Annotated in this window: 15 protein-coding genes; 6 read left to right on the forward strand and 9 right to left on the reverse strand. The window is 64.4% G+C overall.

From position 1 onward, the window contains the following. Nucleotides 1-144 precede the first annotated feature (144 nt). Nucleotides 145-546: an MbcA/ParS/Xre antitoxin family protein gene (locus E8F20_RS21515; protein WP_280285558.1), complete on the forward strand. Its 402-nt coding sequence runs from the start codon at nt 145-147 to the stop codon at nt 544-546. Continuing rightward, complete coding sequence (locus tag E8F20_RS21520; protein ID WP_280285559.1) at nt 546-1,232, forward strand: RES family NAD+ phosphorylase; 687 nt, start codon at nt 546-548, stop codon at nt 1,230-1,232. The genes E8F20_RS21515 and E8F20_RS21520 overlap by 1 nt, the downstream gene beginning before the upstream one ends. On the opposite strand, the gene E8F20_RS21525 is transcribed toward E8F20_RS21520, so the two are convergent. Continuing rightward, nucleotides 1,229-2,368, reverse strand: coding sequence for a carboxylate-amine ligase (locus E8F20_RS21525; protein WP_280285560.1), 1,140 nt, complete (start codon nt 2,366-2,368; stop codon nt 1,229-1,231). The genes E8F20_RS21520 and E8F20_RS21525 overlap by 4 nt on opposite strands. Before the next feature lie 251 nt (nt 2,369-2,619). On the opposite strand from E8F20_RS21525, the gene E8F20_RS21530 reads away from it, so the two are divergent. After that, nucleotides 2,620-2,805, forward strand: a complete 186-nt coding sequence (locus E8F20_RS21530) for a hypothetical protein (protein ID WP_280285561.1) — start codon at nt 2,620-2,622, stop codon at nt 2,803-2,805. Continuing rightward, nucleotides 2,805-3,092 carry a hypothetical protein gene (locus E8F20_RS21535; protein WP_280285562.1) on the forward strand — a complete coding sequence of 96 codons (288 nt, stop codon included), beginning with the start codon at nt 2,805-2,807 and terminating at the stop codon, nt 3,090-3,092. Before E8F20_RS21530 ends, E8F20_RS21535 begins: the two co-directional genes overlap by 1 nt. Before the next feature lie 237 nt (nt 3,093-3,329). Here E8F20_RS21535 and E8F20_RS21540 read toward each other — a convergent pair whose 3' ends face one another. The 5 genes from E8F20_RS21540 to E8F20_RS21560 all read right to left on the reverse strand — a co-directional run bounded on the left by E8F20_RS21540 (nt 3,330) and on the right by E8F20_RS21560 (nt 8,782). Further along, complete coding sequence (locus E8F20_RS21540; RefSeq protein ID WP_280285563.1) at nt 3,330-4,784, reverse strand: amidase; 1,455 nt, start codon at nt 4,782-4,784, stop codon at nt 3,330-3,332. A gap of 64 nt (nt 4,785-4,848) precedes the next feature. Then, the gene (locus E8F20_RS21545; protein WP_280285564.1) at nt 4,849-5,883 is read right to left on the reverse strand and encodes an extracellular solute-binding protein; all 1,035 of its coding nucleotides are present in this window, start codon (nt 5,881-5,883) and stop codon (nt 4,849-4,851) included. A 16-nt stretch (nt 5,884-5,899) separates the two neighbouring features. Next, nucleotides 5,900-6,706, reverse strand: a complete 807-nt coding sequence (locus tag E8F20_RS21550; RefSeq protein WP_280285565.1) for an ABC transporter permease — start codon at nt 6,704-6,706, stop codon at nt 5,900-5,902. After that, nucleotides 6,706-7,632 (reverse strand): ABC transporter permease, encoded by a 927-nt coding sequence (locus E8F20_RS21555; protein WP_280285566.1) that lies wholly within the window; start codon nt 7,630-7,632, stop codon nt 6,706-6,708. Before E8F20_RS21555 ends, E8F20_RS21550 begins: the two co-directional genes overlap by 1 nt. Nucleotides 7,633-7,660: 28 nt before the next feature. Next, nucleotides 7,661-8,782, reverse strand: a complete 1,122-nt coding sequence (locus tag E8F20_RS21560) for an ABC transporter ATP-binding protein (protein ID WP_280285567.1) — start codon at nt 8,780-8,782, stop codon at nt 7,661-7,663. A 245-nt stretch (nt 8,783-9,027) separates the two neighbouring features. Between E8F20_RS21560 and E8F20_RS21565 the strand changes: the two genes are divergently transcribed. Then, a complete protein-coding gene (locus tag E8F20_RS21565; RefSeq protein WP_280285568.1) occupies nt 9,028-9,948 on the forward strand; it encodes a LysR substrate-binding domain-containing protein in 921 nt (306 codons plus the stop codon). Between the two features lie 57 nt (nt 9,949-10,005). Here the strand turns inward: E8F20_RS21565 and E8F20_RS21570 are convergent, their stop codons facing one another. The 3 genes from E8F20_RS21570 to E8F20_RS21580 all read right to left on the reverse strand — a co-directional run bounded on the left by E8F20_RS21570 (nt 10,006) and on the right by E8F20_RS21580 (nt 13,109). After that, a complete protein-coding gene (locus tag E8F20_RS21570; RefSeq protein ID WP_280285569.1) occupies nt 10,006-10,716 on the reverse strand; it encodes an rRNA pseudouridine synthase in 711 nt (236 codons plus the stop codon). A gap of 122 nt (nt 10,717-10,838) precedes the next feature. After that, nucleotides 10,839-11,960, reverse strand: a complete 1,122-nt coding sequence (locus E8F20_RS21575) for a P1 family peptidase (RefSeq protein WP_280285570.1) — start codon at nt 11,958-11,960, stop codon at nt 10,839-10,841. A 45-nt stretch (nt 11,961-12,005) separates the two neighbouring features. Next, the gene (locus E8F20_RS21580; protein ID WP_280285571.1) at nt 12,006-13,109 is read right to left on the reverse strand and encodes a polyamine ABC transporter substrate-binding protein; all 1,104 of its coding nucleotides are present in this window, start codon (nt 13,107-13,109) and stop codon (nt 12,006-12,008) included. A 111-nt stretch (nt 13,110-13,220) separates the two neighbouring features. Here E8F20_RS21580 and E8F20_RS21585 point away from each other — a divergent pair, with 111 nt between their 5' ends. Further along, nucleotides 13,221-13,994 (forward strand): LuxR C-terminal-related transcriptional regulator, encoded by a 774-nt coding sequence (locus E8F20_RS21585; RefSeq protein WP_280285572.1) that lies wholly within the window; start codon nt 13,221-13,223, stop codon nt 13,992-13,994. The last annotated feature ends 249 nt before the right edge of the window (nt 13,995-14,243 follow it).

Here is a 14,243-nt window from a genome sequence, read left to right on the forward strand (position 1 = left end):
CTCCGGTACATTGGCGCTTTTTTCCATTGATCGCGCATGAAGGCCGTCAGCGGGACAAAAGTGACTCCGTATACGAATAGAAAACTTGAAATAGTTCGGATCAGTAGTAGAGTTGAGCGCATAGTCATTCACCCAGGAGACGCCATGAGCAGCCCTGCCCGCCATGCCATTCCGGACCTCCAGAGCGGCGAAGCCGGCCGCGTGGCCCTGAAGTTCTTTTTCAACCTGATGGACAAGTGGGGTTGCTCCAAGGAGCAGCAGCGCACCTTGCTCGGCTCCATCGGCAACACCACCTACTTCAGCTACAAGAAGCTGCCCAGCGTGCGCCTGCCACACGACACGCTGGAGCGCATCTCCTACCTGATGGGCATCCACAAGTCCCTGCGTATCCTCTTCAGCAACCAGGAAGCGCGTGCCTACGAATGGGTGCACAAGCCCAACAGCGCGGCACCCTTCAACGGCCGCAGCGCCCTGGAATACATGCTCGGCGGCCAGGTGGTGGATGTGGCCGATGTGCGCCGTTATCTCGATGGAGTGCGAGGCTGATGACCGAGGAGTTGCTGGTGGAACGGATTCCCGACTGGAACAAGGCCTATCGCCTGGTCAACAGCGCCTTCCCGCCCATTTCCGTATTCGAGGACACCCTCGACCCCGATGAGCTGGACCTGGCCTACGCCATCGAGGCCATGACCAACGACCGCTTGCGCGACCAGGTGGGGGAGATTTCCCGCGTTGCCCCCGAAGACCGTGTCAGTGGCAGCGGCGCTACCGTGGTGATGGCCGTGTTCACCCATATTGGTCGCGCCAGCCGCTTTACCGACGGCAGTTTCGGCGTCTACTACTGCGCAAGCTCCCTCGACGCGGCCATCGCCGAAACCCGTTACCACCAGGAGCACTTCTGGCGTGCCACCCGGGAGGCGAGCATTGAAATCACGCTACGGGCCTATGTGAACAAGGTGGTCAGCCCGATGCTCGATGTGCGCGACCGTGTCGAGCTGCATGATCCGGATATGGCCAGTTACGGCACCAGCCAGGCCTTCGCTGGGCTTCACCGCAATGCCGGCAAGTGGGGGCTGCTGTACAACAGCGTGCGCCTGCCGGGCCACGAGTGCGTGGCGGCCTTCCGCCCGCCTGCGGTCACCCTGCCGGTGCAGGGCGCGCACTTCCGCTATATCTGGGACGGCCGCACCCAGAGCATTTCCTGTGTCTTGAAGGTCAGCCCGGTCGGTTAACCACCACTGGTTTCGGCAATCAGCTCGTCGATGACGGCCACCAGCGCCTGCTGCCGGGGCAGGCCGGACTGCAGGGCTTCCCGGTAGCGCAGTAGCTGCCGGTCGGCGCTGCTGCCGTAGCGCAGCACGTGCCGGCCACGGACGAAAGCCTGGCCATCACCCTCCGACTCGGCGAGTTCGCCAAAGCAGGCGTACGCCCTTGCCAGCCAAGCCCCGGCAGAGAGGCTGGCCTCGCCCGAGCCGTCGAGGTACATGCCGTGGATGCCGAAGCGCATGGCGCGCCAGTGGTTCTCCTTCAGGACCAGGCGCTGCAAGGGGGCGTCTTGCGGGTCGCCATCGTCCTGGGCCATGGCCCAACTGACCAGGGCGCGGAACAGGGCGACGATGCACAGGGCGTCTTCCACTGAGGGGCAGGCATCGGCCGCGAGGAGTTCCAGGGTGGGAAAGCGTGGCGATGGGCGAATGCACCAGGCCAGGTCGCCTTCGCGGCGTATCGATCCCGAGGCCATCAGCCACTGCAGATAGGCGTCGAAGGCAGGCTCGTCGGGGAAGTGCTCGGGAATGCCCTTGTGCGGCCACTCGGCGCACACCGCCTGGCGATAGCTCATCAACCCGGTTGGGCGGCCGTTCCATAAAGGCGATGAGGTGCTCAGCGCCAGCAGCAGCGGAAGCCAGCCCAGTACCCGGTTCATCACCTGGATGCGGTCGATCTCCAGCGGCACTACCACATGCACGCGCATGCCGCAGACCAGGCTGCGGTGAGCGATCATCCGCTGGTCTTCGAAGAGGGGCTGGTAGTGCGGGTCATCCGACGGCACCTGCACATGCCAGTCGGCGAAGGGGTGGGAACCCGCACAAAGTGGCGCCAGCTGATGCTCCCTGGCGATGGCGGCCAGGCGGGTACGCCGTTCCAACAGGCAGGCGCGGGCCTCATTGATTTCCAGCAGGGTCGGTTGGGCCATGTCCAGGCACACGACGCTCTGGAACATTTCCTGGCTGAAGCCTTCCCTGAACGCGTCTCGCGCCGCCTCGAGAAATCCATCCGGCAGTTGCGTTGGCAGGTTGCGGCTGCGTGTGTCGACCAGGAAGAAGCTTTCCTCGACGCCGAACACGGGTGCAACAGGATCGTTGGGCATGCGGGCCGCCTCGAACTTGCCTTATGGCAAGTGACGTACCCGCTGAGGAAGGTTTCAAGGACCGTTTGTCTGCAAAGGCTCTGCAACGGGGTTGTCACTGAGTTGGAAGAAGCTTTCCGATGAATAGCCGCCCAATGACATTTACGTGGCGAGTTTCCCTGCTAGGTTTTTCAGTCCGGCCACTCGATTGGTGGGGAGGACTGAGAATGAATAATTTGATGCTTCGCCAGGTTGAGGACACCTTGAACAAAATGAGCGTCACCTTTCAGTTCGAGTGCTTGTGGGAGCCTGATGGCAGTTATTCCATCACCCTGCGCAACCAGCATCTCGCCATCCCCCGGACCAAGGTGGCCGGCATCAGCCAGCGCGAGCTGCGGGACGAATCCAGCACCCAGCGCCTGGGCCTGGAATTGATGGACCGGCTCCTGGACGACTGATGAAGCGCGCATCCCGTTCGCCGAGGCTGCAGGTCCTGCACCAGCCTTCCGGCAAGAACCCCAGGTCGATCGAGCGTGCCGCCATCTTCATGGTGATTGGCATGTTCATGTTGGGCGTGTACGGCCAGTACGCCGGCCAGGGGCCGGGTAGCGTCGCCCTCCGAAGCAAACCGGCCAAGACGCCGGTGTTCGAGTTCCAGCGCCTGAGCGCCAACCCAGCCGAACGAACGGCATCGTCCGGCCAGCGACCGCAGGAAAGCCGTACCGGCCAGGAACAGCAGTTGTAGGGGCGAGTTCATTCGCCATGTCTGCGTTTGCTGTTGCGAGAGATTGACCATCGGGCCAAGAGCCTTGTAGGTGCTGGCTTGCCAGCGAAACGGGGCAATTCGCTGGCAAGCCAACTCCTACGGGCAATGCAGATACAGCCAATTCATGCGCCGGTCGAAGGGCTGCCCTTGGGTTTTCGGGGACGCTGCGCATCCCTCGGCCAATGAATTCGCCCCCACAAAGCACGGCAGACTCCCTCAAACCACCAGGCACCCCGGCACACGCTGGGTCCAGCCACTGGCCTGCTCAAAGGCATGGGCCAGTTGCAGTACGGCGAGGTCCGCCTGGTGCGGGCCGATGATCTGCAGGCCCATGGGCAGGCCGCGGCTGTCGAAACCCACCGGCACGTTGGCCGCCGGGCAGCCGGATAGGCTGGCGGGGATCACCACTTCCATCCAGCGGTGGTAGGTGTCCATGGCGCGGCCCGCGATCTCCTTTGGCCAGTGCTGGGTCTTGTCGAAGGGGAACACCTGGGCGCTGGGCAGCAGCAGGTAGTCGTAGCGTTCGAACAGTTGGCAGATGGCGCGGTACCAGTCGGTGCGAGCGGCGGAGGCGCGGGACACGTCCATGGCCGACAGTTGCAGGCCGTTCTCCACTTCCCAGATGGCTTCCGGCTTGAGTTGCTCGCGCCTGGCCGGGTCCGCATAGTGGCCACCGAGTGAGCTGGCCACCTGCCAATGGCGCAGGGTGCGCCAGGTGCTCCAGAGCTGGGCCATGGCATAGTCAGGCCGGGCTTCGTCGACTGTGCAGCCGAGGGCTTCGAAGTCCTTGAGGGCCTTGCGGCACAGCTCCAGTACGCCGCGCTCCATGGGCAGGTAGCCGTCGAAGTCGCCCAGCCAGCCGAGACGGGTGCCCTTGAATTCACGGTCCAGGTCGCCGGCGAAGTCCTGGCTGCCGGTGGCGATGGACAGCGGCGAGCGCGCGTCCCCACCGGCCTGTACCGACAGCAGCAGGGCGACATCACGGGTATTGCGGCCCATGGGACCTTCGTAGCCCAACTGGTCGAGGAACAGGTCGGCGGCGTCGTCGAAGGGCACCCGGCCCTGGGAGGGGCGGAAGCCGATGATGTTGTTGAACGCCGCCGGGTTGCGCAGCGAACCCATCATGTCGCTGCCGTCGGCCACCGGCACCAGGCGCATGGCCAGCGCCGCCGCCGCGCCGCCGCTGCTACCACCGGCGGTGCGAGATGGGTCGTAGGCGCAGCCGGTGGCGCCGAACAGCGGGTTGTAGGTCTGCGAGCCGAGGCCGAATTCCGGGGTGTTGCTCTTGCCGATGATTAGGGCGCCGGCGGCCTTCAGGCGCTCGACCATGATGCCGTCGCGCTCGGGGATATGGTCCTTGTACAACGGTGAGCCGAAGGTGGTGCGGATGCCTTGGGTGAGGGACAGGTCCTTCACCGCATGGGGTAGGCCGTGCATCCAGCCCTTGTAGTCGCCACGGGCGAGTTCCGCGTCACGCTGGTCGGCTTCGGCCAGCAGCTGTTCGGCCGGTTGCAGGCTGACCAGGGCATTCACCCGAGGGTTGAAACGCTCGATATGGGCCAGGTAGTCCTGCATTACCTCGCGGCAGGACACCTGGCGCTGGCGGATGCGCAGGGAAAGCTGGTGGGCCGGCAGTTGCACCAGCTCACTGATGGGTTCGTTCTTGCTCATGGTTCTGCCTTGGGTAAACGGCGGATTGCGGGAGGCCCCGCCCAGGCGAGCGGGGCCAGGCGGCTCAGCGCATCAGGTTGGTCCAGACGCGGTCGGCCAGGCGGATGGCGCCTTCGCCGCAGGTCTTGCTGAAGAGCACCTTGGTGCCGTCGGGGATGTGCAGTTCCGGAGCGTCCTTCAGGCTGGCGTCCAGATAGGGTTCCACGCCTTTGACCGGGCTCTGGTGCTTGAGGAAATTCTGCGTCAGTGCGGCGTTTTCCGGCTGGCTGAGGAACGCGATGAAGCGTTTCGCGCTATCCGGGTTGCGTGCGCCCTTGGGGATCACCAGGTTGTCCACCCAGGCCATTACGCCTTCCTTCGGATAGAGGTAGCGCAGACTAGGCTTCATTTCGCGAGCACGCATGGACGAGCCGCCCCAGAACAGCGACATGTCGATCTCGCCCGAGGCGAGGTTCTCGCGGATGGAGCCGGCCTTGGAGCTGTAGGTCTTCACGAAGGGCTTCTGCGCCTTCAACAGGTTCAGCACCTGCTGCATCTGCTTGGGGTCCTCGCTGCACAGCGGGATATCCAGGTAGACGCTGGCGGCGTCGATCACTTCGCTGGCCGAGTCGAACATGTTGATTTTGCCCTGCAGTTCGGCCGGCGGCTGGAAGAGCAGCGCCAGGCTGTCGGTCGGACCCTTGTAGGTGCTGGTGTCCACCACGACGCTGGTGGTGCCCCAGATGAAGGGCACGGAGTAGGCGCCTTCCGGGTCCCATGTGCTTTTCTTCAGGTTGTCGACGATGCCGGCGTAGTAGGGCTGCTGTGCCGGGTCGAAGCGCTCCAGCAGGTTCTCCTGCACCAGGATCGGCACGAACTGGTGAGAGGGGATGGCCACGTCGTAGCCGGTGCCGCCCTGCTTGAGCTTGGCTAGCAGGGTTTCGTTGGAGTCGTAGGAGTCCACCGTGACCTTGATGCCGGTTTCCTTCTGGAACTTCTCCAGGATCTGCGGCGAGAAGTAGCCGCTCCAGCTCACTACGTTGAGTTGGCCGTCGGCCTGGGCGGACAGGCTAAGGCCCAGCGCCAGGCCGGCGCCCAGGGTTTTTATCACTGCATTCATGGGTTGGCTCTCCAGTTCAGTGTTTCTTCTTGCCGAGCAGATAGGACAGGGTCACGAACAGCACGGAGACCCCGAGGATCAAGGTGGAAACCGCATTCACGTCGGGCGTTACGCCCATTCGCAGCAGGCCGAAGATGAAGATCGGCAAGGTGGTGGTGCCAGCCTGGGAGACCATCATCGAAATCACGAAGTTATCCAGCGAGACGATGAAGGCCAGCATCAGCCCGGAGACGATCCCCGGCATCAGCAGGGGCAGGGTGACCTTGCGGAAAGTGCGCCACTGGCCGGCATAGAGGTCGGCGGCGGCCTGCTCCAGGGACAGGTCCATGTCGTCGAGCCGGGCTCGGATCGGCAGGTAGGCGAAGGGAATGCAGAACACCGTGTGGGCGATGATCAGGTTGCCGTAGCCCAGCGACAGCCCAAGGGTCGAGAACAGCGCCAGGGTAGCGACGCCGACCACGATCTCCGGGAGCACCAGTGGCAGCATGATTGCGCCGATGGATAGGCGCATGCCCTTGAACTTCGCGCCCCGCGAGGTGCCGAGCGCCGCCAGGGTGGCGATGGCGGTGGCCGCCAGGCTGGCGCACACGGCGATCAGCAGGCTGTTGCCGGCGGCTTGGCGCAGCGCCTGGTTGGCGAAGGCGGCGCGGTACCAGTCGAGGCTGAAACCGGTCCAGATGGTGGCCGACTGGTTGGCGTTGAAGGAGAAGATCACCAGCACCAGGATCGGCGCGTAGAGGTACAGGTAGAACAGGAAGCTGAAACCGCCGAAGCCGGGAAAGTCCTGGACGCCCAGACGGCGATTGCTCAACAGGTGCAACATCACATACCTCCGCGTGCAAGGCGCTGGCGCTCGGCGCGCAACGCATAGAAGGTCAGCACCAGCATCACCGCGGCCATCAGCACCAACGACAGGGCTGCGCCGAAGGGCCAGTTACGGGCGTCGCTGAACTGCCGGAAAATCAGGTTACCGAGCATCATCTTCGTCCCGCCGCCCAGCAGTTCCGGGGCGATCATGGCGCCCAGGCAGGGCACGAAGGTGAGGATGGCGCCGGCGAGGATGCCCGGCCGGGCGATGGGCAGGACGACCTTGCGCAGGGTGCGCACGCGGCCCGCATACAGGTCCTGCGCGGCTTCCAGCAGGCGCATGTCCATCTTCTCCAGGCAGGCGTAGATCGGCAGCACCACGAATGGCGCGTAGGTGTAGACCAGGCCGAGCAGCACCGCGCCGTCGGTGTAGAGCAGTTCCAGCGGCTGGTCGATCAGCCCCAGGCCCATCAGGCCGGTGTTCACCACGCCGGTGCCACGCAGCAGCAGGATCCAGGCGTAAGTGCGGATCAGCAGGTTGGCCCAGAAGGGCACGGTGATCAGGAAGATCAGCAGGCCGCGCCGGTGGGGCGGCTGCATGGACAGCCAGACCGCGACCGGGAAACCCACCAGCAGGGTGGTGAGGGTGGTGGCGGCGGCGATGCCCACCGAGCGAAGGGCGATCACCAGGTAGGAGTCGGCGAAGGCGAGGCTGTCGTCGAGTTGGCGCTCGAACAGCAACGACAGGTAGGACTCGGCGCTGAAGACGCGGTTGACCCCGCCGTAGGGGTTGGCCTCCATCAGCGAATAGGCCACCACGATCAGGATCGGCAGGATCAGAAACAGGCCAATGGCGACCAGGGCGGGCGACACGCCGAGGAAGCTCTGCATGGCCTGGCGGCGCGCAAGCATGGCACCGGGCGCAAGGGATGTCGGGTTCATGGCAGTTGACCGTTGGCAGGTGACGGGTTCAATCCAGCAGTACGCTGGCGCTGTCCGGATCGAGCAGCAGGGCGGCAGCTTCGCCGGGGCGGAAGCGCGGGCTCTGGCCGCCACGGTTTGGCGTACGCACGGTCAGGCGGCTGCCATCACCGAGGCTGACGTGGTAGTGCAGGTCGGTGCCGAGGTAGACCTGGTTGTCGACGCGGCAGGGAATTGCGCCGCTCTGGGCCGGCTCCACCAGGTGTAGGCGTTCCGGGCGAATCGACAGGCAGACGTCCTGGCCAGGCTTGACGCCTTCGCGGGCGGTGGCGCGGAACGGCTTGCCGCCCGGCCCCTGATAGATCGCCTGGGGGCCGTCTTCCTGCAGCAGCCGTGCCTCGATGAAGTTGGTTTCGCCGATGAAGTCCGCCACGAAGCGATTGCGTGGCTGCTCGTAGATTTCGTCCGGGCGCCCGACCTGTTGCACCCGGCCTTCGGAGAGCACGGCGATACGGTCGGACATGGCCAGGGCTTCTTCCTGGTCGTGTGTGACGAAGATGAAGGTGATGCCGGTGCGCGCCTGGATGCTCTTGAGCTCCTCGCGCATGGCCTGGCGCAGCTTGAGATCAAGGGCCGAGAGTGGCTCGTCCAGCAGCAGGACCTTGGGATGCGGCGCCAGGGCGCGGGCCAGTGCGACGCGTTGTTGCTGGCCGCCGGACAGCTGACTCGGACGGCGCTCGGCGAAGCGTTCCATCTGCACCATCGCGAGCATCTCGCGGACCCGCTCGGCGACCTGGGCGCGGCTCATGCGCTTGCCCATGGGGTGGGACTCCAGGCCAAAAGCGAGGTTCTCCGTGATGGTCATGTGGGGGAACAGGGCGTAGTGCTGGAACACAGTGTTGACCGGCCGCTGGAAGGGTGGCAGGTCGGCGATGTTCTCGCCGTAGAGGAGGATTTCCCCGGCGCTGGGGAACTCGAACCCGGCGATCATCCGCAGCAGGGTGGTCTTGCCGCAGCCGGATGGGCCGAGGAGGGTGAAGAACTCGTTGTCGCGGATATCCAGATCCACGCTCTTCAGGGCTACCGGCCCGTTCTGCGGGTCGCCATACACCTTGCGTACCGAACGAACCGAGACCGCCGCCGCGGGCAACGGGACATGCACAGCATTCATCACTACTTCTCCTGTTCCCCGTGGTTCGGGCGGCCGCGTATGCTGGCGGACGTTCCGGGCCTCGGGCTTTCGATTGTTGTTCTAGGCAGTCCCGGCAATGCCGGGGCAACAGGGAGTTGATCGGGCGAGGTTGTTGTTCTTCGTGCCTCGGGGCCGATCATCTGGCAGGGGATGCAGGCTATAAAGCTCAATTTTCTTACATGTGCTATTAAAAAAACTAACAGCAAAAAGGTGCCCTCGCGTCCATGCCCATTCGCCGTTTGCCCCCTCTCAACGCGGTGCGCGCCTTCGAGGCTGCCGCCCAGTTGGGCAGCTATGTCGCTGCGTCGAAGGCCCTGCATGTCACCCAGCCCGCCATCGGTCGCCATGTAAAGCTGCTGGAAGAGTGGCTGGGGGTGCAGTTGTTCAACCGTACGCCGCGTGGCGTCGAGCTTACGCCGGCTGGGCGCCAGTACTACGCGCGCATCAGCTCCGCTTTGGCGCAGATCGCCGATGCCGGCGACGAAGTGGCGAAGAAAGGTGCAGTGCGCTGGCTGAAGATCCTCGCCGTGCCGGCCTTCGCCAAGCGCTGGCTGACGCCCAAGCTAGAGGCCGTCAGCCGCATGCGGCCGGGGCTGAAGATCGTCATCGAACCCAATTCCACCTTCACCGAAGTCGACGGCAAGAGCGCAGACCTCGGCATCGTCTACGGCATGCCGGGGGATTACAGCAGCGCTAGTACGATCCTCATGCAGCCGCGGGTGTTCCCCGTGTGTTCACCGGAGTACCTGGCCCACAGCGGCTCCATCGAGCGCGCCGAGGACCTGGCCCGCCACGACCTCATCCACTACGACAGCGAATGGTGGAACCTCTGGTTCGCCCGTGTCGGCGTAGAGGTGCAGGTGAGTGCGGACGTGCTTTACGTCAGCAACGACTACGTGCTGTCCCTGGCCGAAGGCGGGCGAGGCATCGCCCTGGCCAATGAGGTGTTGGTGCGCCAGGAGCTTGAGAACGGCCGCCTGGTGAAGGCCGTCGATGTGGATGTGCCGCTGGAGAGTTACCAACTGCTGACGCCGCCAGGGCCGGTGTCGGCGGATGTGGAGTGGTTCAGCCAGTGGATTTCCGCAGCCTTGCGGGAGGATTTTCCGGAATCGTTCGCCGGGAATGCGAGGGCGAATTCCTTGTAGGATGCGGCAGTGCATCCTACGAGTCTTCACTCAACCCCTACAGGATGCCGCCGTGCCTCAGAACCGCTCGGCCTGCCCCAGGTAGCGCCATTGCCCGACCGGCACCTTGCCCATGGGCACGCCGCCGATGCGGATGCGCTTCATACCGACGACCTTCAGGCCAACGGCGCTGCAATAGGCGGCGATCAGGCCTGGTTTGGGGTTCTTCAGGGCGAAGCGCAGGTGGGTTTCGTTCTGCCAGCTGGCCTTCACCGGTGGCAGGTCCTGGCCTTTGACCTTGATGCCCCGTTTCAGGCGCTCGAGGCCCTTGTCCAGCATCGTGCCGGTGACTTCGACGACATATTCCTGTTCCAGCTTGTTCGCGTCTTCGTTGAGCTTGCGCAGGGCTCGCCAGTCCTGGGTCATCACCAATAGCCCGCTGGCGCCTGGTTGCAGCGGCAGGGTGGTGGTCAGGCGAGCGAAGTGGCTGCGCAGCAGGCGCACAGTGGCACGGTCTTCCGGCCAGCGGCTTTCAGGGTTGAGCACGCGTTGGGCGGCTTCGAAGGACAGGCCGGCGGGCTGATTCAACAAGAGCGTCACCGGCTCCTGCGGGTCGGGCGTGGCGCCAGGGAGCAGAGCGACTGTCTGGCCTTCAACCTTGAACTGCGGCTGCTCCACCACCTCGCCATCGACCGTCACCCAGCCGCCCTCGATATAGAGCTCCGCCTCCCGGCGCGAACAGCCGGTGAGTTCGATAACGCATTTGGACAAGCGGACGGGGTCGGTCATTGGGGAGCAGCCAGTGGAGAGTAAAGGGCGCAATGGTAAACCTATTGGGTCGGCTCGGCACGGGCGGCGGCTTCTCCTGTGGGGGCGAATGAAATCGCCCCCACAGGAAGCGTTCGCCCTTGTCAGGGTTTCTGGCCCGGCCAGCCCGCCTGGTGCAGCGCCTTGGTCAGGGCTTCGACGTCCAGCCCCGGCACCCTATGGCCGTTACCTTCGGTGGTGGGCGAGGCCAGCATCGCGTTGATGATGGCTTCTTCCACGGCTTCGGCGGCGGCGAGGAACAACTCGCTGATGTGGTCATTGTTGACCATGCGCAGGTTGTCGCAGGTCGGCGCACCCTTGGCCTCGTAGGCGGGGGCCGGCAGGTGCTGGTTGCCGGTGGAGAAGGCCACGAAGATGTCGCCGCTGTGATCTTCCGTTCCGCCACCGGTTCGGGCCAGGCCGATGCTGGCGCGCTGGGCGAGGCGCGTGCACTGGTGCGGCAGCAAGGGCGCGTCAGTGGCCAGGCAGACGACGATCGAGCCCATGCCAGGGTGTGGCAGACGGGCCTTGAGGAAGGGGGAGTCCACCTGCTCCATGTAGCGGCCCACCGGGTAGCCATCGACGCGCAGCTCCCGCCGGACACCGTGGTTGGCCTGTACGATGGCGCCGACCGTCCAGCCGCCTTGCTCGGCGCTCAGTCGGCGCGAGGCGGTACCGATGCCACCCTTGAACTCATGGCAGATCATGCCGCTGCCGCCGCCGACCGCGCCTTCGGTCACCGGGCCATCTACAGCATTGCCCAGGGCCTGGGCCACATGCTCGGTACGCACGTGAAAGCCGTTGATGTCGTTGAGCAGGCCATCGAAGGTTTCCAGCACCACCGGCATGTTCCAGTACAGCCGGCCATCCTGGGGTTGCTCCTCGCGGTCCAGGGCAATCAGTGCGTCCCGCACGGTGCCTACGCTGTGGGTATTGGTGAAGGCGATCGGGCTGGTCAGCAGGCCAGCCTCGCGAATCCACTCAAGGCCGGTAGCATCGCCGTTGCCGTTGAGGATGTGGACGCCTGCGAAACAGGGCTGCAGGTTGGTCGAGCCCGGGCGTGGTTCGATCACCGTGACGCCGGTCTGGATATCACGCCCTTCGGCCGAGCGGCCGCGTATATCGCAATGGCCGACCCGCACGCCGGGTACATCGGTAATGGCATTGAGGAAGCCAGGTTGCAGTTGGCCAAACTGGAGTCCGAGGTCGCGGGCACGTGGTTTCATCGTTTTTCTCATGGCAGGTGGTTACAGGAAGGATGGAGGGTTGGATCACTGGCCACTCTTCACCTTGCTCCAGACGCGCGTGCGCACGCGTTCGGCTTTCTTGGGCAGTGGCTCCAGGGTGAACAGCCTGGCCATGGCCTCGGCCGGCGGATAAACGCTGGGGTCGTTGCGGGTGGCTTCGGCGACCATCGGCGTGGCGTTGCGATTGCCGTTGGGGTAGCGGAGAAAATCGGAGATCGGTGCGATGACTTCCGGCCGCATCAGGTAGTCGATGAACGCCAGGCCCTGGTCGGGGTGCGGCGACTGCTTGAGCAGCACCAGGGTGTCGAACCACACGGGCGCGCCTTCGGTCGGCAGGCTGTATTCGATCTTCACGCCATTCGCAGCCTGCTCGGCGTTGGTCCTGGCTTCCAGCATGCCGCCGGACCAGCCCAGGGCCACGCAGATGTTGCCGTTGGCCAGGTCGCTGATGAACTTCGATGAGTTGAAATAGGCGATATGGGGGCGCAGCTTGAGCAGCAAGGCCTCGGCTTTCTTGTAGTCGTCGGGGTTGGTGCTGTTGGGTGGCAGTCCCAGGTAGTGCAGGACGATGGGCAGTACCTCGGAAGGCGAATCGAGCATCGCCACGCCACATTGGCTCAGCTTGGCCAGGTTCTCCTCCTTGAACAGCAGGTCCCAGGAGTTCACCGGGGCCTGGTCGCCCAGCGCGGCGCGGACCTTGTCGACGTTGTAGCCGATGCCGTTGGTGCCCCAGAGGTAAGGCACGGCGTAGCGATTGCCGGGATCGTTGACGGCCAGCTTGGCCAGCAGGTCCTGATCCATGTGCTTGAAGTTGGGCAGCCGGGACGGGTCCAGGGGCTCCAGTACACCGGCCTGAATGAGGGTTGGCAGACTGAAGTTGCTGGCCACCACCACGTCGTAGCCGCTGCCACCGGTGAGCAATTTGCCTTCCAGCATCTCGGCACTGTCGAAGGTGTCGTATACCGGCATGATGCCCGTATCGCGCTTGAAGTCCGCCAGCGTGGTCTGGCCGATGTAGTCGTACCAGTTGTATACGTGGACGGTGGGTGCGTCGGCTGCGGCGGTCGACAGCCACGCCGACAGGCAGGCACCGAATCCGAGGTTGAGGTACGAGCGGTGACGAAGCATGATGCGGCACTCCTGGCCCCTGGCAGGCCCTTGGTGGTCGAGGGTTCCGAGGCTAGAGGTCCGAAGCGGTGCTGGACATTCCCATCACGGGTTATGCGAAAGGGGTAGAGCGTGGAAGCCTTGTTGAGAGAACTGCCGATGCACCAGGGGCTGGCGCGCATGTTCGCCAGCCTGGGGCAGGAAGGCTTCTGGCGCAGCCTGGTGGATACGCTGCGGCTGCTGGTTCCCGTGGACAACGCGTTGGTGGCACTGATGCGTCCGGGCCGCGTGCCGCAGCTGCTGGCCGACTTCGAGTTCCGCGGCGGGCTGGACGAACGCGAGGACCTGGCCGATTACTGCGCGGGTCGCTACCTGCTCGATCCCTTCTACCTGGCCGCGTGCAACGGCATCGCCGATGGCCTGCACCGCCTTGAATCCATTGCGCCTGATCAGTTCCTGCAAAGCGAGTACTACCTGAGCTACTTCCGCGCCGTGGTCGGAGGCGGCGAACTGCAGTTCATCTGCAACCTGGACGATGCCGTGCTCAGCCTCTCGCTGGGACGCGAGCAAGCCTTCGCCGACCACGAACACGGGCGCTTGCTCTGCGTGCGTGACTGGGTGCTGGCGGCCATGCGCAGGCACGTGCAGATCATGCCTCCGGAGGGGCCGGCGAACGAAGTGATGGCCAGCGACCTGGCCACCATCCTGGGTCGATTCGACGCGCGCCTGACCGAGCGAGAAACGGACACCGCGCGGTTGATTCTCCAGGGCTTTTCCAGCAAGGCCATTGCCCAGCGCATGGGGATTTCACCAGAGACGGTGAAGGTGCACAGGCGCAACCTCTACAACAAGCTCAACGTCAGCGGCCATGCCGAGTTGTTCGCGCTGTTGCTGCATCCGCATTGAGGCCTGTGCTGGAGGGGGCGATCACACGCTTTGGCCGTAGTCGCATAGACTTCTTGGCGCAAGAATCGCCTGGCGAAGAATCTGGAGGTGAGGAAGGCTATGTCTGCGTTAGGTGTCGAAGCGCCTGGAATCCCTTGTAGGAGCTAGCTTGCTAGCGAACGCGGACATTTTCGCCAGCACGAACTCGGCGTCCCCCCGGCTCCTACAGGCGTCCGAGCTCACTTCCTTCATGACGAACACACCAATCAG

Source organism: Pseudomonas sp. BN415 (genome assembly GCF_029871195.1).
Classification (GTDB): Bacteria; Pseudomonadota; Gammaproteobacteria; order Pseudomonadales; family Pseudomonadaceae; genus Metapseudomonas; species Metapseudomonas resinovorans.